The organism is Paenibacillus sp. P5_B5, from assembly GCF_056400365.1.
In genome coordinates this window covers 32,792-56,360 of sequence record NZ_JBFULK010000016.1, presented here as the reverse complement: position 1 = coordinate 56,360, position 23,569 = coordinate 32,792, and the positions used below count along the sequence as shown (strand labels likewise).

The 23,569-nt window shown below is 42.3% G+C and carries 19 protein-coding genes; 17 read left to right on the top strand and 2 right to left on the bottom strand.

Annotated features, from left to right (window positions below; translation table 11 throughout):
* Positions 1-184: 184 nt before the first annotated feature.
* The 8 genes from AC1DOK_RS19405 (at position 185) to AC1DOK_RS19370 (ending at position 8,949) form a co-directional block, all read left to right on the top strand.
* Entirely contained in the window at positions 185-844 is a 660-nt protein-coding gene (locus AC1DOK_RS19405; protein ID WP_477555972.1) for a CoA transferase subunit A, read from the top strand.
* Positions 837-1,484 carry a 3-oxoacid CoA-transferase subunit B gene (locus AC1DOK_RS19400; RefSeq protein WP_477555971.1) on the top strand — a complete coding sequence of 216 codons (648 nt, stop codon included), beginning with the start codon at positions 837-839 and terminating at the stop codon, positions 1,482-1,484. The genes AC1DOK_RS19405 and AC1DOK_RS19400 overlap by 8 nt, the downstream gene beginning before the upstream one ends.
* Entirely contained in the window at positions 1,478-2,668 is a 1,191-nt protein-coding gene (locus AC1DOK_RS19395) for a thiolase family protein (protein WP_477555970.1), read from the top strand. Before AC1DOK_RS19400 ends, AC1DOK_RS19395 begins: the two co-directional genes overlap by 7 nt.
* A complete protein-coding gene (locus AC1DOK_RS19390) occupies positions 2,656-4,002 on the top strand; it encodes an aminotransferase family protein (protein WP_477555969.1) in 1,347 nt (448 codons plus the stop codon). Before AC1DOK_RS19395 ends, AC1DOK_RS19390 begins: the two co-directional genes overlap by 13 nt.
* A gap of 101 nt (positions 4,003-4,103) precedes the next feature.
* Positions 4,104-5,405, top strand: coding sequence for an aminotransferase class III-fold pyridoxal phosphate-dependent enzyme (locus tag AC1DOK_RS19385; protein ID WP_477555968.1), 1,302 nt, complete (start codon positions 4,104-4,106; stop codon positions 5,403-5,405).
* Positions 5,406-5,423: 18 nt separating this feature from the next.
* Positions 5,424-6,854, top strand: coding sequence for an aldehyde dehydrogenase family protein (locus AC1DOK_RS19380; RefSeq protein WP_477555967.1), 1,431 nt, complete (start codon positions 5,424-5,426; stop codon positions 6,852-6,854).
* A 112-nt stretch (positions 6,855-6,966) separates the two neighbouring features.
* Complete coding sequence (locus AC1DOK_RS19375; protein ID WP_477555966.1) at positions 6,967-8,460, top strand: M81 family metallopeptidase; 1,494 nt, start codon at positions 6,967-6,969, stop codon at positions 8,458-8,460.
* Positions 8,461-8,472: 12 nt separating this feature from the next.
* Positions 8,473-8,949 carry a GNAT family N-acetyltransferase gene (locus tag AC1DOK_RS19370; RefSeq protein ID WP_477555965.1) on the top strand — a complete coding sequence of 159 codons (477 nt, stop codon included), beginning with the start codon at positions 8,473-8,475 and terminating at the stop codon, positions 8,947-8,949.
* Between the two features lie 34 nt (positions 8,950-8,983).
* Here the strand turns inward: AC1DOK_RS19370 and AC1DOK_RS19365 are convergent, their stop codons facing one another.
* Positions 8,984-9,970: a hypothetical protein gene (locus tag AC1DOK_RS19365; RefSeq protein WP_477555964.1), complete on the bottom strand. Its 987-nt coding sequence runs from the start codon at positions 9,968-9,970 to the stop codon at positions 8,984-8,986.
* A 236-nt stretch (positions 9,971-10,206) separates the two neighbouring features.
* On the opposite strand from AC1DOK_RS19365, the gene AC1DOK_RS19360 reads away from it, so the two are divergent.
* The 7 genes from AC1DOK_RS19360 to AC1DOK_RS19330 all read left to right on the top strand — a co-directional run bounded on the left by AC1DOK_RS19360 (position 10,207) and on the right by AC1DOK_RS19330 (position 20,205).
* Positions 10,207-11,634, top strand: coding sequence for a sigma-54 interaction domain-containing protein (locus AC1DOK_RS19360; protein ID WP_477555963.1), 1,428 nt, complete (start codon positions 10,207-10,209; stop codon positions 11,632-11,634).
* A gap of 273 nt (positions 11,635-11,907) precedes the next feature.
* Positions 11,908-13,287, top strand: a complete 1,380-nt coding sequence (kamA, locus tag AC1DOK_RS19355; RefSeq protein ID WP_477556017.1) for a lysine 2,3-aminomutase — start codon at positions 11,908-11,910, stop codon at positions 13,285-13,287.
* 148 nt (positions 13,288-13,435) lie between these two features.
* On the top strand, positions 13,436-15,214 hold the full coding sequence (locus AC1DOK_RS19350) for a sensor histidine kinase (protein ID WP_477555962.1): 1,779 nt from the start codon (positions 13,436-13,438) through the stop codon (positions 15,212-15,214).
* A gap of 6 nt (positions 15,215-15,220) precedes the next feature.
* Positions 15,221-16,825 (top strand): response regulator, encoded by a 1,605-nt coding sequence (locus AC1DOK_RS19345; RefSeq protein WP_477555961.1) that lies wholly within the window; start codon positions 15,221-15,223, stop codon positions 16,823-16,825.
* 211 nt (positions 16,826-17,036) lie between these two features.
* A complete protein-coding gene (locus AC1DOK_RS19340; protein WP_477555960.1) occupies positions 17,037-18,386 on the top strand; it encodes an ABC transporter substrate-binding protein in 1,350 nt (449 codons plus the stop codon).
* Between the two features lie 95 nt (positions 18,387-18,481).
* Positions 18,482-19,372 (top strand): carbohydrate ABC transporter permease, encoded by an 891-nt coding sequence (locus AC1DOK_RS19335; RefSeq protein ID WP_477555959.1) that lies wholly within the window; start codon positions 18,482-18,484, stop codon positions 19,370-19,372.
* Positions 19,369-20,205: a carbohydrate ABC transporter permease gene (locus tag AC1DOK_RS19330; RefSeq protein ID WP_477555958.1), complete on the top strand. Its 837-nt coding sequence runs from the start codon at positions 19,369-19,371 to the stop codon at positions 20,203-20,205. The genes AC1DOK_RS19335 and AC1DOK_RS19330 overlap by 4 nt, the downstream gene beginning before the upstream one ends.
* A gap of 29 nt (positions 20,206-20,234) precedes the next feature.
* Here AC1DOK_RS19330 and AC1DOK_RS19325 read toward each other — a convergent pair whose 3' ends face one another.
* Positions 20,235-21,032 carry a hypothetical protein gene (locus tag AC1DOK_RS19325; RefSeq protein WP_477555957.1) on the bottom strand — a complete coding sequence of 266 codons (798 nt, stop codon included), beginning with the start codon at positions 21,030-21,032 and terminating at the stop codon, positions 20,235-20,237.
* A 240-nt stretch (positions 21,033-21,272) separates the two neighbouring features.
* Between AC1DOK_RS19325 and AC1DOK_RS19320 the strand changes: the two genes are divergently transcribed.
* Together AC1DOK_RS19320 and hflX are read left to right on the top strand one after the other, a co-directional pair.
* Positions 21,273-21,614 carry a hypothetical protein gene (locus tag AC1DOK_RS19320; RefSeq protein ID WP_477555956.1) on the top strand — a complete coding sequence of 114 codons (342 nt, stop codon included), beginning with the start codon at positions 21,273-21,275 and terminating at the stop codon, positions 21,612-21,614.
* A 645-nt stretch (positions 21,615-22,259) separates the two neighbouring features.
* A complete protein-coding gene (gene hflX, locus AC1DOK_RS19315) occupies positions 22,260-23,531 on the top strand; it encodes a GTPase HflX (RefSeq protein WP_477555955.1) in 1,272 nt (423 codons plus the stop codon).
* Positions 23,532-23,569: the final 38 nt, after the last annotated feature.

The window sequence follows — 23,569 nt, the reverse complement described above, 5'->3', positions numbered from 1 at the left end:
GGTTAAGATGATATGGAGAGACGGCCTCTCTCCATGGACCCATTAGAACCTAGTATCTCAATGAAGTAAGGAATAACGCTGTTATTCTTGTTCCGTTGATCATGCTAGGTTCTTTATTATTTGGCAGAAGGCAAGTTCGACTGAATGAATTGAATATACATGTAATTGAGGGGGCGTGCGGGGTATGTACATTTCAGCTAAGGAAGCTGTTTCAGTCATTCAAGATGGGAATCGAATTATGGTTGGTGGTTTCGGATTGGTTGGCTGCCCATTGTCACTCATTCAGGAGCTATTAAATACGTCCGTTAAAGATCTAACGATTATAAGCAACAATTTGGGTGAGCCTGGCAAAGGACTTGGTAGGCTATTACTGGAGAAACGAGTGAGTAAAGCGATCGGTTCCTTCTTCACTTCTAATCCTGATGTAGTGAAGGCTTACCAAGCGAAGGAAATCGAAATTGAGTTAATTCCACAAGGGACGCTTTCGGAAGCTATTCGTGCAGGTGGAGCAGGGATAGGGGGGATTTACGTTCTAGCTGGTGTAGGTACAGAGCTTGAACTCGGGAAGGAAACGAAAGTTATTCATGGGAAGACGTATTTGTTCGAGCCTTCGCTTCGGGCAGATGTTGCTTTAATTAAAGCCCATAAAGCAGATAAGTTAGGCAACTTAATCTATCGTAAGTCAGCTCGTAATTTTAATCCGAATATGGCTACAGCTGCAGAGGTTGTGATAGCGGAAGTGGATGAGATTGTAGAGGTTGGCGAATTATCTCCAGAGGAAATCGTAACTCCGCACTTGTTTGTCGATTACTTTACTTTATCGGAGGTCTACTCACATGGATGATAAGCAGTTTATTGCTTCGCGTATTGCTCGGGAGCTGAGGGACGGCGACATTGTAAACCTTGGGATTGGCATACCGACGTTGGTTGTTGATTATTTGCCTCGTGATGTAACGGTTTATATTCATTCAGAGAATGGCATCCTTGGGGTGGGACCAACACCTGCTCCTCATGAACAAGACCGTGATTTGGTAAATGCAGGCAAGCTTCCTGTGACTGTCCTGTCAGGCGCCTCTTTCTTCGATAGTGCTTCTTCTTTTGCAATGATCCGTGGTGGTCATATAGATGTATCTATTCTTGGTGCACTGCAAGTAGATGAACAAGGTCGTATTGCGAACTGGGCTGTTCCTGGTAGAAATGTTCTAGGTGTTGGGGGAGCAATGGATTTACTGGAAGGGTCAAAGAAGATCATCGTTGCAACCACACACTGTACCAAAGAAGGTCAGCCTAAGCTGCTGAAGCATACCGAGTACCCTCTAACCTCATTAAGAAGAGTCGATTTAATTGTCACCGAGCTTGCTGTATTTGAAGCTACAGACACTGGACTAGTGTTAGTTGAATTATCCCCGTCAGTAAGTATAGAGGAAGTACACGCTAAGACAGCAGCATCATTTCAAATTGGAGGTGAACTTAAGCAGTGGTAGTTATTGTGAATGCGCTACGGACGGCAATTGGCAAATATGGTGGTGCGTTATCTGGGGTATCAGCAGAGGAAATGGCAGCTACTGTGATGCGAAATAATCTTGCTCTATCGGGCTTACGCCCTGATATGGTGGATGAAGTTATTATGGGTCAGACCAAGCAAAGTGCACATACGCCCAATATTGCTAGAGTTGCTTCCCTTATGGCACGGATTCCTGAGCAAGTGGGTGCCTATACAGTTCATAGGCAGTGTGGTTCTGGGATGCAGGCTGTTCATAATGCTTACTTAGCTATTCTTACTGGTCAATCGGAAGTCGTACTCGCTGGTGGTGTAGAGAGTATGTCACAGGCTCCATATTACATGGTGGGTGGGCGATTTGGGATGCCCCCAGGTAATCTAACAGTCTATGACTCTAATACGGAGAGTCAGCCTCGATCACAGCCAATCGATAAGTATGGTGCATTCGGAATGGGTGAGACAGCGGAATATTTGGCTGATCAATATGATATAAATCGAGAAGCGCAAGATGAGTTTGCTTATTATAGCCAACTGAAAGCTAAACAGGCTATTGAGGCGGGTAAATTTCATGATGAGATTGTTCCGCTAGAGATTAAGGAAGGCAAGAACAATGTTCGGTTATTTGGTAGTGATGAATTTCCTCGTGAAACAAGTATAGATAAGCTTGCTAAGTTATCTCCTGCTTTCAAGCAAGGGGGGACGGTAACTGCTGGCAATGCTACAGGTAGAAATGACGGTGCATCGATGCTGCTCATGATGAGTGAAGCGAAGGCGAATGAATTAGGATTAACGCCATTAGCTTCGATTCGAGCGATAGGGGCTGCCGGTCTACATCCAATGGAAATGGGGCTAGGTCCAGTGCCTGCATCACGAAAAGCCCTTAAGGCATGTGGTTTAGAGCTGAGTGATATCGGGCTCATTGAACTCAATGAAGCCTTTGCTGCACAGAGCCTTGCTGTTATAAGAGAATGGGGGATTACGGAAGAGCGTATTAATGTAAATGGTGGAGCGATTGCCTTGGGACATCCACTGGGCTCTACAGGTGCAAGAATACTGACAACGCTTGTTCACGAAATGCATAAACAAGAAGTACAATTCGGACTTGCCACATTATGTATTGCAGGTGGTCAAGGTATAGCTACGGTGGTGGAACGATGGAAACCATAAACAATCACGTATTTCATCGAGATTTTACTAAATCCTATCCGATCATTGCCTATGGTGCAGGGGTTTATTTAGTAGATACGACTGGTAAGAAATACTTGGATGCATCCTCTGGCGCAGTGGCTGCCAATTTAGGTCATGGGGTTATGGAAATTGCTGATGCCATGGCTGAGCAAGCAAGGAAAGCCGCCTTTGTCCACACCTTAAGGTTCGAGACACAGGTTCAGCATGATCTTGCAGAAGAAATAAGCGCGATTGCTCCAGTGACGATGAATCATGTCTATTTTACATCTGGTGGTTCAGAGGCGAATGAAAGTGCAATGAAGCTTGCACGTCAATATCACCGTGATCGTGGAAATAAAGAAAAGCATCTGAACATAGGGCGATGGCAATCGTATCATGGGAATACGATGGGTTCTCTCTCTGCTGGTGGTGATGTGAAGAGGCGACAACCCTATACCCCAAGCCTAATTAAAACAGATCATGTGTATTCCCCCTATTGCCATCGTTGTCCTTATCATCAGACGGAAGAACAGTGTAGTAAAAGGGAGAAGCTTTATTGTGTGAGTGATTTGGAACGATTGATTGTGGAAATTGGCCCTGAATTTATATCCTCTTTCATCTGTGAACCGATTGTTGGAAGTCAGCAAGGTGCAGTTGTTCCACCAGCGTCCTATTTGAAGCAAGTTAAAGCGATTTGTGATCAATACGACATACTGTTGATTGTTGATGAAGTGATGACTGGTTTTGGAAGAACAGGCACTCACTTTGCGGTGGAGCAATTTGATGCCACGCCAGACATTCTTACATTTGGCAAGGGGGTGTCGGGTGGATATGCTCCGCTTGCTGGCATGATCGTTTCAGGCAGGGTAATTGATAGTCTGAAGCAGAATGGTAAGGGTCGCTTTATACATGGCTTCACATTTAGCGGTCATCCAGTATCGGTAGCAGCTGGTCTAGCTGCAATCCGGTACTATCATAAACATAAGCTGCTGGACAATTGTAAAGCTCAGGGTGACTACTTACGGCATAAATTAATTGAGCTGCAATCTAAGCACCAGAGCATTGGGCAGATTCGTGGACGTGGTCTTCTCGTTGGTTTTGAGCTTATGAAGGATCGAGAATCAGATACTTTCTACCCACCTGAAGTAGAGGCGTCAGAGCTACTGAATCGAATAGCAATGAGATTAGGGGCTGTGTTTTACCCCGGATCAGGCACGATTGATGGGTTTCGGGGAGATCATTTCCTTATCGCTCCTCCTTTAACGATTAGTCAATCTGAAGTCGATGAGTTAATTCATCTATTAGATCAAGCTTTGATTGAATTTGAGCGATAGGATTCCAATATGAATATGAATACGAATACGAATGCGATTACGGAAACAACTACGGAAACAAATACAACTAATTTCAATTTCGAAGGAGACGAAAACTGACTATGATAGAGCAAGGGAAAGTAATGGAGTTACACGAGTTGGCACTTAAACACCTATCACCAGTGATGACACGGATAACAGATTTAGTTATTGAGAAAGCGCATGGAGCTAATTTCTGGACAGCAGATGGAACGAAATACATCGACTTCGTCTCAGGCGTAGCGGTTAATGCAGTCGGACATACACACCCTGAAGTAGTTGCAGCGATTCATAAACAATCGAGTGAATTGATTCATCTCGGTCTAAATTACGGTTATTTTGAAAGCACTGTTAGACTTGCTCATAAGCTTGCTGAAATCACTCCAGGAAATTTAGATACCGTTTTCTTCAGTAATTCGGGAACAGAGGCGATTGAAGGAGCAATCAAGCTCGCACGTGGTACAACAAAGAGACCTAATATTATTGCTTTTGAAGGTTCCTTCCATGGTCGAACATTAGGCGCAACATCCATAACCGCTTCGAGTTCTAAATATCGCAAATATTATGAACCTCTCGTTGGTGGTGTGTATCATGTTCCTTACCCATATACGCATCAATTAGATTTAGAAACAGATGAAGAAGCGGTGCAGTATTGCCTTAAGCGCTTACGTAAGCTATTTGAACTCCAAGTTGATCCATCACAGGTTGCAGCAATTGTCATTGAGCCAGTGTTAGGCGAAGGAGGATATGTTCCGTCACCACCAGCTTTTCTTCAAGAACTGCGCAAAATTGCGGATCAGCATGGTATTTTGCTTGTTTTTGATGAAATTCAAACTGGATTTGGTCGGACGGGGACCATGTTTGCCTCTGAACATTCCGGTGTTATACCTGACATTATGGTCATGGCTAAAGCCTTATCTTCAGGGATGCCTCTTGGGGCTATCATTGCTCGCAGAGAGCTTCATGAGAAATGGGAGACGGGCTCACATGGCTCAACATTTGGTGGTAATCCTGTTTCCTGTGCGGCTGCACTTGCGAGTATTCGTGTAATTGAACGTGAGAAGCTTGTAGAACGCTCAAGTACTTTAGGAAAGCGTATTGTACAGCAGCTTCAGGAGCAAATAGGACAATTGCCACAGATTGCCGAAATTCGAGGTATTGGTCTGATGATTGGCATCGAATTTAAGGGCGATTCGACCTTAACACCTGCAGCTGCGGTAGCTAGGATTCGGTCAGAAGCCTTAAAGAAGCAATTGCTCGTAACTAGCTGTGGGGTATATGGGCAAACGATTCGATTGATGCTTCCATTGAATATTGACGAAACGGTACTAGATGAAGGGCTGTCCATCTTGGTGAATGCTATTTATTCAATGTTCGATAATTGAGAGGATGGTGACTACTAGGTGGTAACAGGTAACTATATAAACGGTCAGTGGAAGACAGCTGAAGATAGAGAAGTATTTGACAGTACCAATCCAGCAACGCAGCAAGTTATCGGTTCATGTGTGATGTCAACGCAGGAGGATATTTCTGAAGCGGTGCAAGCAGCGCAGATGGCATTTCGCACATGGCGTCAAGTTCCAGCACCTCAGCGTGCGGAATATTTGTGGAAGCTGGCTGAAGTACTACAGGCGCGTAAATCTGAGTTAGCTACGATGATGACCCTCGAAATGGGAAAGGTAATTGCAGAGTCTTATGGGGAAGTGGATACTGTCATTTCCTTCTGTAAATATATGGCGGGTGAGGGCAGGAGAATGTTCGGTCAGACTGTACCTTCTGGTGCACCAGACCGCATCGTAATGACGATTCGCGAGCCAGTTGGTGTAGTCGCTTGTATTACGCCATGGAATTTCCCGCTTGCACTTGCAGCTTATAAAATTTTTGCTGCACTTGTGGCAGGCAACACAATCGTATGGAAACCAGCTTCTGATGTATCGCTATGCGCCAAGCTGTTCATGGAAGCACTACAAGAAGTAGGACTGCCTGATGGTGTCTTTAATCTAGTGTTTGGCTCTGGAAGCCAAGTAGGCAATAAGCTAGCGGAACACCCTGATGTCAATGTAATCGCGTTTACAGGCTCGACTGAAGTAGGCAAGAAACTTGCTGAAATCGCAGGACGGAACCTGAAGCGAATTTCATTAGAGCTTGGTGGTAAGAATTCGGTTATTGTCCTTAAGGATGCGGATCTAGATTTAGCAGCTGCTGGGATTGTTCGTTCCGCCTTTGCTACCTCGGGACAGCGTTGCACGTCTGCAAGTCGCGTTATTGTTGAAGCATCCGTACAAGCTGAGCTTGAGGAGCGAATCGTGGAGTTAACACAGAAGCTTCAAGTAGGTGATGGACTTGAACCAGGTACCGATATGGGACCATTAGCGAATGCTAAGCAGCTACGAACGGTAGAGCAATATGTGGAACTAGCTCATCAACAAGGTGGCGAAATTCTATGTGGTGGTCATACGACGAGTAAGGGCGGGTTGTATTATATGCCTACGGTTATAACTGGTGTCCTCAGACATCATCGTATAGCTAAGGAAGAAGTGTTTGGACCTGTACTTGCTATTCTAACAGCAGCAAGCTTTGAAGAAGCGATAGAGATTAATAATGATACGGAATATGGCTTATCTAGCTCTATTTATACGAGGAGTTTACATGATGCGAATCGTGCAGCCAAAGAGCTTGAGTCAGGTCTTGTCTATATTAATAATGGAACTTCCAATGCTGAAATTGGGCTAGCATTTGGAGGTATGAAGAATTCAGGCAACGGACATCGTGAAGTGTCTTATCAAGCATTTGATGTCATGACTGAGTGGAAGACCATTTATACGAATTACTAAAAGTCAGCGATAAAGCATGACTAACATGAAGCATGGTTTATGAAGCATGATTATATAGGATTTAATCGTAAGGACAATCCGTTCGTGTAGCGGTCATCTGAAAGGAGCATATATGACAAATCGAATTGGTATTGCATTCTTTTATCATGAGTCACACACATTCAGTCCTGTCCGAACGGGGATTCAATCTTTCTATGAAGAAGGTTATTATAAAGGGGATGCAATCCTGCAAGCCTACCAAGGAACCAAGACGGAGGTTGGCGGGTTTATAGATGTGCTTCAGCAAGCTAATCAGACGATTGTTCCGCTTGTTTGCGCAGCAGCAATTCCATCGGGAATGGTTACTTTCTCAGCATACGAGGAAATTAAATCGTCTATGCTGCAAGCTATTGCCGAAGCAGGTTCAATGGATGGCCTGCTCCTTGCGCTTCACGGGGCGATGGTGGTTCAGGGAGTCAGTGATCCAGAAAGTGAATTGTTATCCGAGATTAGACAACTCATTGGAGCGAACATTCCGATTTCGGTTACGCTCGATATGCATGCGAATGTGAGCAAGCGTATGCTATCCTATACACCTTTGTTTTTTGGCTTCAAAACCTATCCGCATATTGATATGTATGAGCAAGGGGTTCGCGCAGCCCAAACCTTGTTAATGCACATGGTGACAAAACAACCTATGTATGCTTCATTTAGAAAATTGGCGATGATGCCGCCTAGTGTTAATATGCGCACAGAGGAAGGTCCGATGGCAGACCTTGTCCAGGCAGCGATCGAGGCTGAATGTGATCTGCAGATTATCAGCGCAACCGTACTTGGAGGCTTCCCTTACTGTGATATTCCAGAAGTAGGAGCCAGTGTTATTGTGGTTTCGACAGAACCAAGTAAAGGTGATGCTGTTGCGCAAGGATTGGCTGAACAGTTGTGGGCTGCTCGGGATCGATTCGTGATTCAATTGCCATCTATCTCTGAAGCAATTACACTAGCTCTGGAGATCGATGCAGATAAGCCTATTGCTCTTGCAGATATTGCGGATAATCCGCTAAGCGGTGGAACGGGAGATACAACTGGACTGCTGCGTGAGCTGCTGGAGCGGGACATTGATCATGTCTTGTTCGGAGCTCTTTATGATCCAGAATCCTTACAAACCTGCTTCGATGCGGGTGAAGGAACTGCGGTCAAGTTACGTCTGGGAGGTAAGCTATCTCCAGAGTATGGTGAGCCTGTTGAGGTAATAGCTGATGTGATCAAGCTTACGGATGGTAAGTTCAGGAACACGGGGCCGATGAATACAGGACTGCTGATTGATACGAAGGGTGCGGCTCATATTCGCGTTCAGAAATTGGATATTTTACTGACTGGCAGGGCGTTGTCGGCTAATGACACCGAATTGTTCCGTCATATTGGCATTGAGCCGACAAAGTATAAGATGCTGGCACTCAAGGTCAAGAACCATTTTCGAGCAGCTTTCGATCCGATTGTAAGTCAAGTGATTTATATGGATGGCCCTGGTCTTGCTTCCAATGTATTTAAGCATTTTACCTTTCATCATATTCCGCGCCCAATATGGCCTTTAGATGACATCGACAGCTTACTCATTACAGAATAAGGAGTAGAGGATATGACGAAATCATTTTATTTTGAAACACCTGATCATTTAACAACCGACATGTTAACCTTAATGAAACAATTGGAAGTAGAAGCATTTGGCAGTGATGGTGCTGTAGATGAATGGGGACTTGTTCCAATCGCTCGCAATGGACGATTAGTGCTGATGTATGAGCAAGGGGATGCCAGGCCTGTTGCAGTCTGTGAATTGCTGCGTGATTATCGTAAGCCTGATTTGGCGTATATTTACGGATACTATGTACGTCCAGATAAACAAGGCAAAGGATACGGCAAAGAGCTGTTTGATTATTTGTTTCCTATGCTGATTAACGATCAGTTTACAGAGGTCTGCTTAACCGTTAAGCCAAGTAATGTAGCAGCAGTAAAATTGTATGAACGGGTTGGATTTGATATCGCAGAAACAAGGCACTCAGAATATGGCGAGGGCTCGGATCGGTACTATATGGTAAAGAAGCTGTCTCAAAGGTAGAAAACCCACTTTAGAGACAGCTCCGCTTTAGCTATTATATAATTCTATCTGCTTTCATTTCGTTCTGAAGCTTTTCAGCAAGGCGCAGATAGTTATCCCATGCCGTATTGCGAGTTGTATACCCGCTTTTGCCATAGTCGCCTGAATCTTCAATAGCCGGTAAGCCGGTTAAATCAAGCAGGTTTTGTGTTTTAACAACTTTTTCGTTCAGAGAGTCCATCTGGACATTAAAGCCGATTCGTGAAGGCTCATCATAATCAACACTTTCATACTTGGACTGTCTATAGAAACGCTTAAGTTTAGGATCTTTGATTTCATCTGGAGAATCAGCGAAAATTTCATCATAGCGAACAGATGCGATTTTCTTGTCGCTGATGACAATTTGCAGACGTGCTGTCAATCCGCCATCAAGCTTTTCTGCAATCCCATAATATTTATCGTTAGTAGGCTTTTCAAGTGATGGAGCTAATTTCTCAGCAAGTGGAATCATGGATTGCTCGGTACTGTTCGAAGCACCAGAAACGGCGTCAAATTCACCTGTGATTTGCTGTCTTTCGAGCATTTGCTTCTCAACCAGCTGTACGCCTTGAATCCATGCCGCTCCTTTTGCTGCACCCATACTGAAATTATAAGCTGACAAACGCTTGGATACGTTCTGATAGTAACGGTTGTAGTAGTTAGGACGAGTCATTTCGTTAAATTCAATATGAACCAGTTTATCACCGTTCTTAACAACTTCTAATGTGCCAAGATGACCTTGTCTGAAGCGTTCTTCTATTTTGTAATAATCGCCTTTGATCAATTCTAGCGGAGGCTGAGCACTCCAATTTAACTTGGTAACAGCGGTTGCTGCAACATTCTCTGAAGCAGCTGCATTCGCATCAGAAGGTGCTGGGGTACTTGTTTGAACTGGTGTTTGTTCAGGCTGAGCAGCTTTGTCCGTACTTGAGCAGCCTACAACGGATAATAAAAGTGCAGCAGCGATAACAGTACTCATAATCTTACTCTTAGTTGACTTCATTCTTCTTGATCCCCTTTTGCTAATACATTTTGTGCACATAATGATTAAAAACTTTAAAAAAATATAAATTATTTGCCATAACACAATTTATCTTAATTTAAATAAACAGTATGTAATTTTTTTCACAATGTAAAAATCGACTCGATCAAGAAAGTTATGATAGAACGACATACATTATTTGGTTTATAATCAATTGTAAGTGTTTACATTAATTTTAAGCGGAGGTGAACACATATTTGAAGGATTGGGCATCTCAGTTTGAATGGATACTAAGCATGATCGATGTAGGTGTTCACATGGTCGATCGTCAAGGTGTAACGGTATATTACAATGAAACGATGGCGAATATAGATGGCTTAAGCAGAGAGAAGGTGCTCGGACTTAACGTATTTGAGCTATTCCCTTCTTTAACCGACGAGACGAGTACCCTGCATCTTGTTCTACAAACAGGAGCGAAAATTGCAGATAAACTCCAAACCTATGTGAATATGCAAGGTAAGCATATCACTTCCATAAATAGTACTTATCCTCTCTACGAGGGTGGGGAAATGGTTGGGGCTGTAGAAATAGCGAAAGACATATCGAACGTCATGAGCATGTATGATCAAATTCTGGATTTGAGCAAGCAGCTAGCTGTTTCTAAGCAGCGTAACAAATCGTCCGTTGGGACAGCGGATTATCATTTTAGCGACATGATTGGTCAGAATAAATCTTTTCAGAAAGCCATTTCCATTGCAAAAAAGGCTGCACGAACGCCATCCCCAGTCTTGATATATGGGTCAACAGGTACCGGTAAGGAACTCGTGGCGCAAAGTATTCATAATGCAAGCAGCAGACGGAATGGGCCATTCATTGCCCAGAACTGCGCTGCTGTTCCCAAGGAACTCATGGAAGCCTTATTGTTTGGTACGAACAGAGGGGCATTTACGGGATCTATTGATCGACAGGGGATTTTCGAACAGGCGAATGGGGGAACGTTGTTCTTTGACGAGTTAAATAATCTTGATCTTTCTTTACAAGCTAAGCTGCTCCGTGTACTGCAAGATGGCAAAATAAGACGAATCGGTGGAATGACAGAACAGAAGGCTGATGTACGAATTATTGCTGCAATGAACATACCTCCGCAAGAAGCATTGGAGAAGGGCATTCTTCGCTCTGATTTATTCTTTAGGCTGAATGTGGTACACATTGAATTGCCTGCACTTGCAGAAAGAAAAGAGGACATCCCTCTGCTTGTAAATCATTTTATTCAGCAATGCAATGAGCTGTTTGGCACCCATGTTCGAGGTATCAGTGATGCAGCTCTGCAACGTATAATGCAATTTAATTGGCCAGGGAGCATTCGAGAGCTCGGGCATGCAATTGAATCGGCATTCAACATTATAGATCTGGGCTATGATCTGCTAGAGGAGCATCATCTTCCCGATTTTTTGTTCGAATTACAGCCTGAAGCAGCTGCACCTTTGACTCGGCTTAAGCCAGCTATACCACCTATTTGCGATATAGGGCTGCCAAGCATGCTGGATCAATTTGAACGGGATGTTATCTTGACTGTTTTCGAGCAATATGGAGGGAATATTAGTCAAACTGCTCAAGCACTCGGCCTTAAAAGACAAGCGTTACAATATAAATTGAATAAGCATGGCATCACTAAACCGTTTTGATCTATATATAGCCTCGATTGAAGCAGCTAAAGGTATTACGAAATTGATTAAATATGACAAAAATTTTGCAGCAAAAAAATGGCATACTGCCAGATTTTTGGCATTTATGAGAGGGGAATCCTCTCTTTTTGCTTAAAAAACATTATTAATAAACGATTAATGAAGATTTATAAATTGGCACGGAATTTGCTCAATATCAAGGGTATAGCTGCAAAATATTTTTGATAAGGGGTAATGACTATGGCTATATCTGAAGAGGGCTTGAAGAAGGAAATGCGCCTTGGCGGGCGTCGCCATTATACAGAAATTGAATTATGGAAGGACATACCGGAAGAAAAATGGAATGACTGGTTGTGGCAATTGTCTAATACGATTCGTTCGCTAGAGGAACTGAAGCAGGTCGTTAATCTTACACCAGATGAAGAAGAGGGAGTCCGTATATCAACACAAACGATTCCTCTTAACATTACACCGTATTATGCCTCACTGATGAATCCGGATGATCCAAGGTGTCCAATTCGAATGCAATCTGTACCTTTATCGGCAGAAATTCTGAAGACCAGATATGATATGGAAGACCCGCTGCAGGAGGATGAGGATTCACCTACACCTGGATTGACGCATCGTTATCCAGATCGGGTATTGTTCCTGGTTACGAACCAATGTTCGATGTATTGCCGTTATTGTACACGTCGTCGTTTTTCAGGCCAGGTTGGCATGAGCGTACCCAAGAAGCAGCTAGATGATGCAATTGATTATATTCGGAGAACACCAGAGGTTCGAGATGTACTGCTTTCTGGTGGTGATGGCTTGCTCATCAATGATGTGACATTAGAGTATATTCTTAGCAATTTAAGAGCGATTCCACATGTAGAAATTATTCGGATTGGCACTAGAGCGCCTGTTGTGTTCCCACAGCGGATCACAGAGAATTTGTGTAACATTTTGAAAAAATATCATCCGATCTGGCTGAATACACATTTCAATCATTCCTTAGAAATTACAGAGGAAGCAGCCAAAGCATGCGATATGCTGTCGATGGCAGGTGTTCCGTTAGGCAATCAAAGTGTCATTCTTGCTGGTATTAATGACAGCACGCATATTATGAAGAAGCTTATGCATGATCTAGTAAAAATTCGCGTACGTCCTTATTATATTTATCAATGTGATTTATCAGAGGGTATCGGTCATTTTCGCGCTCCTGTATCGAAGGGACTTGAAATCATAGAGAGTCTTCGTGGGCATACATCAGGATATGCGGTTCCAACCTTTGTCGTAGATGCACCTGGCGGCGGAGGTAAGATTGCTCTTTCACCGAATTATCTTATTTCGCAAAGTCCAGACAAAGTGGTGCTGCGTAATTTTGAAGGCGTTATCACTACTTATCCTGAGCCTAAGAATTATGTGCCTGGTCGTGCAGATGAGTATTTTAACGAGGTGTATGGAGTTCTGAAACAGCCGGAGTCTGTAGGAATCGCAGCTCTCCTTAAGGATGAACAGTTTAATCTTGTTCCAGAAGGCTTGAAGCGAATTCATAAGCGTCATGATTACGAGACTTCAGAGGGACATCGAACCCTCAAGGATAAACGTGAGGAGCGGGATCAGAAGAAAGATCTTTATAAAGCTCGAATGAAAGTGAATGTCAGCGAATAATAATGAGGCTGAGGCACCCTTTAAGTCAAGTAATGACTGAAGGGTGCTTCTACGTTTCTAATAAAGCGAGCTTCGTTATAGACAGCTATCCATGAATTACTTTAATATTAAGTTATTATTTGATAGGTTAACTGGAGAGGCGCGAGCTATGATAAAAAATAGAAGCATTTACTATACATTTATGAAAGCCTTTACACTATTAATAATGATTCCTTTTCTTCTATTTGTCATACTATTCTACCAGATCTACTCTACTTCATTAATTAATAGCTCGATCACTCAGGCGGTTGAACCCTTAAACCAGCTGTCCAGCAGTGTGAACCGAGAGCTGAAGCGGGCCATGATGATGATTTCTACGATCAACAATGCCAACGGACAAATCAACAATGCCAACGGACAAATGATTACAGAAACTGTGACGAAGTGGCATCAGACCGACAGCGCAGATAATAAGGTGGATCTTGCTCGAAATATTGATTCCTCTCTCAACTATCTTTTTAACTACAGCAACGAAATTGAGTCAGTTATTTTCTATATGAAGGATGGCGGACATTATTACTATAAAAATTCTTCCGTTGTCCCTGAAGCGGATGTCCGTTCATCGAAATGGTATCAAGATGCACTATTAAATCATCAAGGCAATGCTGTTGTAGCGAATACGCTGCGTGGTGTTACTTTGAATCAGAAGGATATGTTCACCATCTTGCTTAGCCCGAAGCCGTCCCTGAATAACGATGTTGAAATGATTTATCTAATGATGCATACGAATTTATTTGAAATATTCCAATCGAAAGAAAAGTTAGAACGTTTCATTGTGGATCAAAATGGACAGCTGATTTTCAAAGATGATATCGAATCTGCTTCAAAAATGAGTCAACTGGCGGTCATACAGGATGTCGCTAGGCAGCAGTTGAACAAGCCGTATTTCTCGGTCGAACTTGATGGTCAGAAGAAAATTGTGAAGATGTATCCCCTGGAGAAAACAGACTGGTTCATCGTCAATATCCTTGATGAGAAGCAAATTACGAAGGATGCGGATCGTTTCCTTTTGATTACGTTGGTTGTATCATTCGGAATTTTCCTCTTATTTATATTATTTTTACGCTGGCTCTTTACGGGAATACTAGGACCCGTCTCTCGTCTGATTATGGCCATGAAGCAGGTGGAGCAGGGAAAATTGGAAGTCAGTATCGAGCCAAGAGGAATTGGGGAGCTAAAGAGGCTTGGTCATTCTTTTAATCGTATGGTCTATGAAATCAACTATTTGATTAAGGAGAGAGATGCGAAGGAACGTGCAAGAAGTCAGGCAGAGCTTGATGCCCTTCAATCTCAGATTAATCCGCACTTTCTAGCAAACACCTTAAGCTCTATTCGGATTATGGCGATGATCGCGAAGAGTGATAATATTCGCAAGGTCATTGAAAGTTTGTCCCGCATGTTATCTCATGTATTCCGGGCGCCAGGAGAGCTTGCAGTAATCAAGCAAGAGATTCAAGTACTTGAGGATTATGTTTATATTATGAAGGTTCGGTATGGCGGTACCTTTGAGGTTAAATTCGATATCGATGAAGCGCTATATGAGTATCGTATGTTGAAGATGCTGCTGCAGCCGATTTTGGAAAATTCGATTTTTCATGGTTTGAATCAGGAAGGAAACGGAATGATCGAAGTGAAGGGAACTCTACTTGAGGATGGTATCCGTTTTGTTATAACCGATAACGGCATAGGGATGACTGAGGAGCAGATACATACCTTGTTAGACCATAACGGGGGTCAGGAATACAATACAAGATTCAGCGGTATGGGGATTGCAAATGTAATGAAGCGTATCGCGTTGAATTATGGTGAGCCTTATGGAATCTCTATTGAAAGTGAAGTTGGAGGCTATACGAAGGTGATGCTGTGGCTTCCCAAATTAAAGAGGTGAGTGAAGTTGATTAATGTAATGATTGTAGAAGATGAATCGATCATGAGGCTGGCGCTGCAGACGCTAATCAATTGGGAGCAGCATGGATATCGGATTGTCTATGAAGCAAGTAATGGGAGGCAGGCGCTTGATTATCTTCATGAGCATACCATCGTTGATATTGTCATTACAGATATCAAGATGCCCGTGATGGATGGATTTCAGCTTATTGCAGAGATCAAGCAGTTGCCAAATCCGCAGCCGCATATTGTCATTCTAAGTACGTATGATGATTTTGCAATGGCGAGAGAAGCGATGAAGTTTCGAGTAGAGGACTATATTTTGAAGTCCGAACTGGATGAAGAACCTGTTCTGCAAACGATGAACCGTATACGAGCCAAATTATTGGCGGATCGACAGCATGAGCGCCAAGCCTTGTCGAAACGTCAAGCGGAGCTTGCACTTCTAAAGCAGCAGGTGCTGCATGAATGGTTGGAGTATGGTCGCAGCATCTCAATGGATACTGCGCGTATCGATGAGCTTGAACTAAGAGCTATTCCTCGTCTTCTTAGTGTTGCGCTTGTTCGAATCGAGGAGTTTGATCTTATTAAGCAGCGGAATAATCATTCTTTAGGTTCTTTCACGCAATCTGTCCTGCAAGCCATTCATCAGGTATTGAATGAAGAAGGAGAGGGAGAAGTGATTAGTTTAACCCCTCATGAATATGCGATTTTGCTCTTTAACCAGGAAGGCAGCTATCTCCACGCCAGACAGAAGCATACCAAAATGCTGGAGCATATTCTCTTTTATCTGAAGGAATACTTGAATCTTAAAGTCAGAATGGGAATCAGTGAAGTTCGAGAACGAATAGAGGACCTTCCATTTCTAAATCGACAAGCAAGGCATCATGTGGATCTCGCTTTTATCTGGGATCAGGAGAAGCTCATCTATCCCGAGTTTGCCAAGCAGCTCTTAGAGAAGGATGGGAAGAGCCTGATTGGTAAGGAAGGTCACCTGCTTCATGCTGTACATAATGGGGATGCTGCTGCTGCTGAGCTTGCACTTCATGAACTTTTTTCGACTATTAAATATGCGTCAGGTCAAGGGATTGAACACTTAAAGATCCGTTACATGGAATTGTATATGATCCTGATGAATGAGATAAGGGATCAGCAGCTGGATCCAATCGAGATTCTTGGCGATGAGGCGGACAGCTATCCCAAATTGCAGACAGTAGAGTCGTTAACCTCCTTAAACAAATGGATCAGCACAATCGTACAGCGTCTTATTTCACATCTGAATGCCAAGAGTCAATCCACCAATCGATCGGTAATGGATGCGCAGTCTTATATCCGCCAGCACTACCATGAGGACATTACACTTCGTCGGATATCTGAAGTGGTACAGCTATCCGAAAGTCATTTTAGCTTTCTCTTCTCCAAACATACTGGAGAGACATTCAAGGAATTTTTGACTCGGGTGCGGATGGAGCAGGCGATAAAGCTGATCAATCAGTCCAATTTGAAAATTTATGAGATCGTAGAGAAGACGGGCTATACGAGCGCGGAACATTTCAGCCGAACTTTTAAGAAGACCTATGGTGTCAGCCCAAATCAATATATGAAGCGTTAAGTTAATCAGAAAGTATAAGTTTTCACTATACTTCCTCTGATTAACCTTAGGAAACGCTCCCGTCCCTAAAGGACGGCGTAGCCGTTTCCTCTTGCTGTGAATCGTAAATAAAATCAAAATATCGAATAAAACATCATTCCTGCCAAAACTTTCGTTCGGTATGATGAATGCAAAGGACAATACAGTCCTAATAGATAAAGGAGGAATTCACATGTCAAGGTCTCGCTATAAAATGATAAGCATTATGCTAGCGATGATTATGCTGCTGACAATGATGTCTGCATGCGGAAATTCCAACAATTCTACACAAGAGGGTCAAAAACAAGGGCAAACTTCGACGCCTGCTCCTACTCCAGAAGCTTCAAAGGCACCAAGTGAAGAACCGGTTACGCTTAAATTCCCAATTTGGTCGACAATTACAGAGGATTTATTTACCAGACTTGATCTTGTAAACGCATACAAAAAAGTGAAGCCGAATGTCACGATTGAATTCGAACTGTTGAAAGACACGGAATATGAGAACACGATGAAAATTCGTAATGCAGCGAACGAGCTTCCGGATATTATGCCTTTGAAGTCGGTATGGCTAATGAACTTCAAGGACAACATTACGCCGCTTGATGATCTGGATGCTGCAAAGAACAATATGTTCGCTTCCGAATTCAAGGTAGATGGCCATATTCTAGGAGTGCCTGAGAGCCAGTTTAACGAATTCGTCTGGTACCGGAAGAGTGTCTTCCAAGAATACGGCATCCAGATTCCAAAGACTTGGGGTGAATTCATCGCTGCTGCGGAAAAAATCAAAGCAGGCGGCAAGTATATCCCGATTGCGATGGGCGGTAAAGATGCATGGCCGAACTATCCATTCAATGAATTTATGCCTTCGTTAGTTGCTAAAGACGGAGATATGTGGAGCACGATGGCAGGTATGGATGATCCGTTCTCTGAGGGCAAACCATTCTACGAGGCTTACAAGAAGATTCAACAGCTATATGATGCAAAAGTGATGGGACCTGACCCGCTAGGAGTCAGCTTCGATCAATCCAAGCTGCTGTTCGGCTCCAAGCAGGCAGCTATGATCGCCTTGGGTCAATGGTTTAATACGGATGCAAAGCAGTTGCTGAAAGATGATATGAACGATTTAGGTGCATTTTTGCTTCCTGTACGTGATTCTGTAGATCAGCCGTTCAACACCATCTCAATGGTCGATATGTTCTTGACGATTCCGAAGACTACAAAGCATGCAGAAGAAGCCAAACACTTCTTGAACTGGTTCTTTAGCGATGCATGGTATCCAAAATATTTGCAAGAGTCGCAAGTTCAATCCACGATGAAGGACATTAAGGTGGATTTGGGTGATGTATTCAAAGGAGCCTTTGATATTCCAAACTTGAACTATGTCTTGTACAAAGGCGGCAATGAGCAGTATAAGAAGATCGAAGCTGCTGTGAAGTTTGATGTGAAGAAGATGGGCCAGGACATGATGGCGGGCAAGGACTTTAAGAAGATGATGAATGATATGAATGCGAGCTGGAAGGATGCTCGTTCAAAGGTAAAATAAGCTCAAGATTGTACCAAAAGTAGAAGAAAGAGTAGGGTGGCTGAACAAGTAATCAGCCACCTTTCTTATAAGAAGGTATAGGAGGGTGGTTGCAAATGAATTCCATTTCCAGACAAAAGAACGTACTGTTATTCAGCTTTTTGTTTGTACCTATCATATTGCTCCTGATGTTTGTCGTCTACCCGCTTTTTGAGCTTATCCGGTTAAGCTTTACTGAATGGAACGGAGTCAGCCCAGAGCAGATCTACACAGGGTTTAGTAACTATGCCAAAATGCTGTTTGGTTCTCCGGAAGTATGGCTTTCATTACGGAACAATGGCATCTATTTTATCACACACTTGATCTTAATTCCGTTAGAACTGGTTATTGCCGTACTACTGGATAGCAAAATTCGAGCAAGTAAATTTTTTAAATCGGTTATTTTCATGCCGTATATTATTAACGGTGTGGCCATATCGTACATGTTCGCCTTCTTCTATAGCCCGATCAATGGCGGACTAAATGGTATTCTCGAGTTCTTGGGATTGGAGTCTTTGATCCAAGGCTGGCTTACAAATGAGCACATTGTGAATTTAAGCTTAGTTTTCGTTTCTGTCTGGCGATTCTCTGGTTTCCATATCATTCTATTCCTTGCAGGTTTACAATCGATCTCGCAAGAACAGTTCGAAGCAGCCAAGATTGATGGAGCGAGTAGTGTACAGAACTTCTGGTACATTATTGTGCCAGGCGTCAAGAAGGTATTGGAAGTCATTCTATTCTTGAATATTGTTGGTGCATTGCAGGTGTTCGATATCCCTTACATTATGACACAAGGGGGACCAGGTTACGCGAGCAGCACCTTTACCCTATATACACTTGATACCGCGTTCAAGTTCAACAGCTTTGGCATGGCATCTGCAATGGGAGTAACGATGTTGATTCTGGTTATTGTCTTGAACTGGGTGCAGAACAAATTGTTCGGGTTAAAGGGAGTGGATGAAGAATGAATATTGTTATCCCAAATTTTCTAAAAAAATCTGTCATCTACACCACACTTGTTTTCATTTGCGTTATTATCTTTATTCCGCTCTTGATCACTTTCTTCGCCTCCTTCAAGACCTCGACACAGATCGGGATGGAATTCGCATTGAAGTTGCCGGAAAGTTGGAATTTGGACAATTATAAAGTCGTCATTGAAAAGGGGAAGTTTTTGAAAGGCTTTGGCAACTCACTGCTTCTCGTTAGCTTCAGTGTTATCATTAATGCTCTGCTAGGGACGATGACTGCCTATGCAATCAATCGATTTGAATTTCGCTCAAAAAAAATCATTCTGGCGTTGTTCGTTGCTGGGATGATCATGCCAGGGATGATTACGGAGATTGCACGCTTTACGATTATTAAAAATATTGGCTTGTACAACACAATTTGGGCGCCAATCGTTATCTATGCAGCGACAAATTTGGTGCAGCTCTACATCTATACCCAGTTTATACGCAACATCCCGAAAGAGCTTGACGAAAGTGCACTGATCGATGGCAGTACATATTTTGGTGTCTTCATACGCATGATCTTTCCACTGCTGCTTCCAGCAACCGCAACGTTAGCGATCATTAAAGCAGTAGACGTCATGAATGATATGTATGTTCCTTATCTCTACATGCCATCAAGTTCACTTCGTACTTTGACGACAACACTCATGTATTTTAGCAGTTCCAAGTTCGGTAGTTGGGATTATCTAAGCGCTGCGATTATTCTTGTCATGCTGCCGACCATTCTGATCTACCTTCTATTCCAAAAATATATTTTCAAAGGCATTGTCGCTGGAGCGGTAAAAGAATAGCCTAGACTGGCAGCATAACTTTAAGGAATCTACGATTTTGCTTTCAGAATCAGACTATTAATTTGTTTCTCATATTGATGTATGGCTTTTTTGTGATCATTAATCTTACGAGACAGAGATACTAGACTTGCTAACGATTCCAAGGTAGTCTTGGGAGTGCCTTTCTTCACAGTTTGAAGAAAGCTGCTCCACTCCGCAGAAACTTGCTTATTCAGATCGCTGATTGCGGTCTTTTTTGTTTTGATCTGGGCTTTAATTGGATCAATGCCTGCTAGCGTATTACGAATAGATTGGACTTTCTGAGCTGTTTCATCTTTAGCCGCTTTAAGTGTTTTATCCTTATTATTTATGTCCACTTTAGCTACTTCGATTGCGATCTTAACACTGTTTGATTGAATTTGAAGCAGAGTGGTTAGATTTTTGTTTTTCAGTTTTTTGGCTGTAGCAATTTGGTCATTTAGTGACTTGCTGAGAATGCTTAATGGCTTTAATTTTTCCTTTGCTTGATTTAATTGAGATTGCAGATTACTCAGCTTATCTGCGTTAATTAGCTTGATTTGCTTCTTGATGGCAGATAAATCCTCATCATTGTTGTTATTCAACGTTTTGATCAGGTCATCCCATTTCTCGTTGTCCTTCTGTATGGACATGAGATCATCAAAGTTAGTCGTGATTTTACTCGCTAGTGTGGAGTCAGCAGATTGAATCATGTTCGTGAGGGCAGTCTTGGTTGTGTTGGATACTTCAAGCGATGCTGCTGATACTGAGGGTACAATCATGAGGATCATAACAATTGCACAGAGGGTAGAAAATAATCTTGTTTTCATATCAAAGTTAACCTCCCATTTTTACTTCTTGCACAAGCAGACAACGTCAAAAAAGCACCTGCAAAAAAGGTATCAGTTTACCTTTCTTACGAGGTGCTTCCATCGTATGCTATGTGTGAAGATTTATTTTTACAAATATATCCTGATGGTAGAGAAAAGTCAAGTTTTACCAATAATTTAAATTTTGATAAAATGGACTCAATCGAATCAATCAATTATAGATTAAGGGTGGGTACAAACATGGAGGCAGGATACAGCCTGATGATCTTGTTAGGGTGTCTAATGTTAATTCCGTATCGTTCATTAGATCATTTCTATTTAGATCGAAAAAGGACTCCAGTATGCTTCTTATTGTTAATGGAGAATACAGCAGCTCTGCTTCATTATGTCTTGATTCGTCTGCTCATTGAAGGAAACGTATTAAGCAGCATTTCAAATCATACCATTCAATCTTTGGATATTTTATTTATATTTGGCTTATTAATCATTATTTTGTATCAAGTGGTCAAGGAGACAGAAGCCGTAACCTGGACCTATGTCATTAATGACAGCTTCTTTCAAAACAAGGTGACACTATTCTAGAGACGCTCAGTCTTAAATGACGGAGAAGCCGATTATAGAAATCTTTGACATCAGCAACACGGTACAGTAAAATAAAAGCATATTTGATGAGGAGGCTCCGACATGTACATTAATTTCGCTCTATGCATGGTTTCAGGACGGTTAAGATAATCAGGGTTTGAACAAACGATTCTTATGCCATAAGAAACATGTTTGTGATAGTCCCTGGGACTGCATAGCCGTTTTTATTCTTATGGGTTTTGTTTGTTATTCCTGTTTATTGCAATAAACGTCATGATCCACGATGAGTGAAAAGTGTACTGCCTTACGGATAATTCTGTTTTTGTGTCGGACAGCGGGATTTCTGTAATTTACGGATAAGAAGGGTGTTTATCCCAAATGGGATTTGTCACCGTTTCTTCGTAAGTATACTCGCGATCTATTGTGTTTCCAATTGTACGTTTGAATAGCATAAATTAGGCATGGACGAACAAAACCGATTAAGGGATTGTTATCCATGCTTTTTCGTGTGATATAGAATTTATTACTTTCGTCTTATAAATTCTAAGTATCACCTTAAGAAACGCCCCGTCTTTTATGACGGTGAAGCCGTTTCTTCTTGTTTTAACAATATCGGAAATGGTTTGATTAAATGGAGGTTTATATATGGAACAACAACAACAAAAGGCGATATTAGTCGGCGTTAATCTCAATAAACAGAATGATTATGATTTCGAGTATTCGATGGAGGAGCTAGCGAATCTTACCGCTGCCTGTGATGTCGAGGTTGTCGGAAGAATCACGCAGAATCTGCCTAAGGTGGTCGGCTCCCATTATATTGGCACTGGTAAAATACAAGAGGTTGCCGCTCTGCTAGAGGAGAATGATGGGAATATCGTTATTTTTAACGATGAGTTATCTCCATCCCAAATTCGTAACCTTGAAGCGGATTTAGAGTGCAAAGTGATCGATCGTACGATATTAATTCTGGATATCTTTGCCCAAAGAGCTAAAACAAGAGAAGCACAGCTCCAAGTGGAAGTCGCACAGCTGCAATATATGCTGCCTCGACTCATTGGTCTACGTGAATCTTTAGGTCGACAAAGCGGTGGTGTGGGCACCAAAAACAAAGGTGTGGGTGAAACCAAATTAGAACTCGATCGCCGAAGAATTGAAGAGAAAATCAGTGTGCTCAGTAAAGAATTGGAGCATTTAGTTGCTCATCGCCAAACACAACGTAAACAGCGTCGCAAGAGTGGGGCGGCAGTTGTTTCCTTGGTAGGGTATACGAACGCGGGTAAGTCTACCGTGATGAATGCAATGGTGGAAATTTATAATCAGTCTGTAACGAAACAAGTTTTTGAAAAGGATATGCTGTTTGCAACACTCGAAACTTCAGTTAGAAGCATTGATTTATCGGATAATAAATCATTCCTCTTAACAGACACCGTTGGGTTCGTGAGTAAGCTGCCTCACCATCTGGTTAAAGCATTTCGTTCAACCCTTGAGGAAGTGGCAGAAGCTGACCTACTCATTCATGTAGTGGATTATTCGAATCCAAACTACAAACAGTTGATCCAAATTACGCAGGATACACTTAAGGAAATCGGTATCGAGAATATTCCTACCATCTATGCCTACAATAAGGCAGATTTAATGGAACTTGAGATTCCGTCTGTTCAAGGTGAGTCAGTCTATATGTCCGCTAAACAAAGAATTGGCGTAGAGGAGTTAGTTGAACTGATTCGCAAGCAAATTTTTCAAAATTATGTGCAATGTGAAATGTTAATTCCATATGATCAAGGAAGTTTGATTTCATACTTGAATGAGAATGCTCATATCACATCTACTGAATATGAAAATGAAGGTACGAAGCTAACGCTCGAATGTAAGAATAGTGACATGGAAAAATATCAGCAATATATAATCCCCTCCTAAATAAAACCACCTCCACTGACTCGTTAATTTACGAGAAG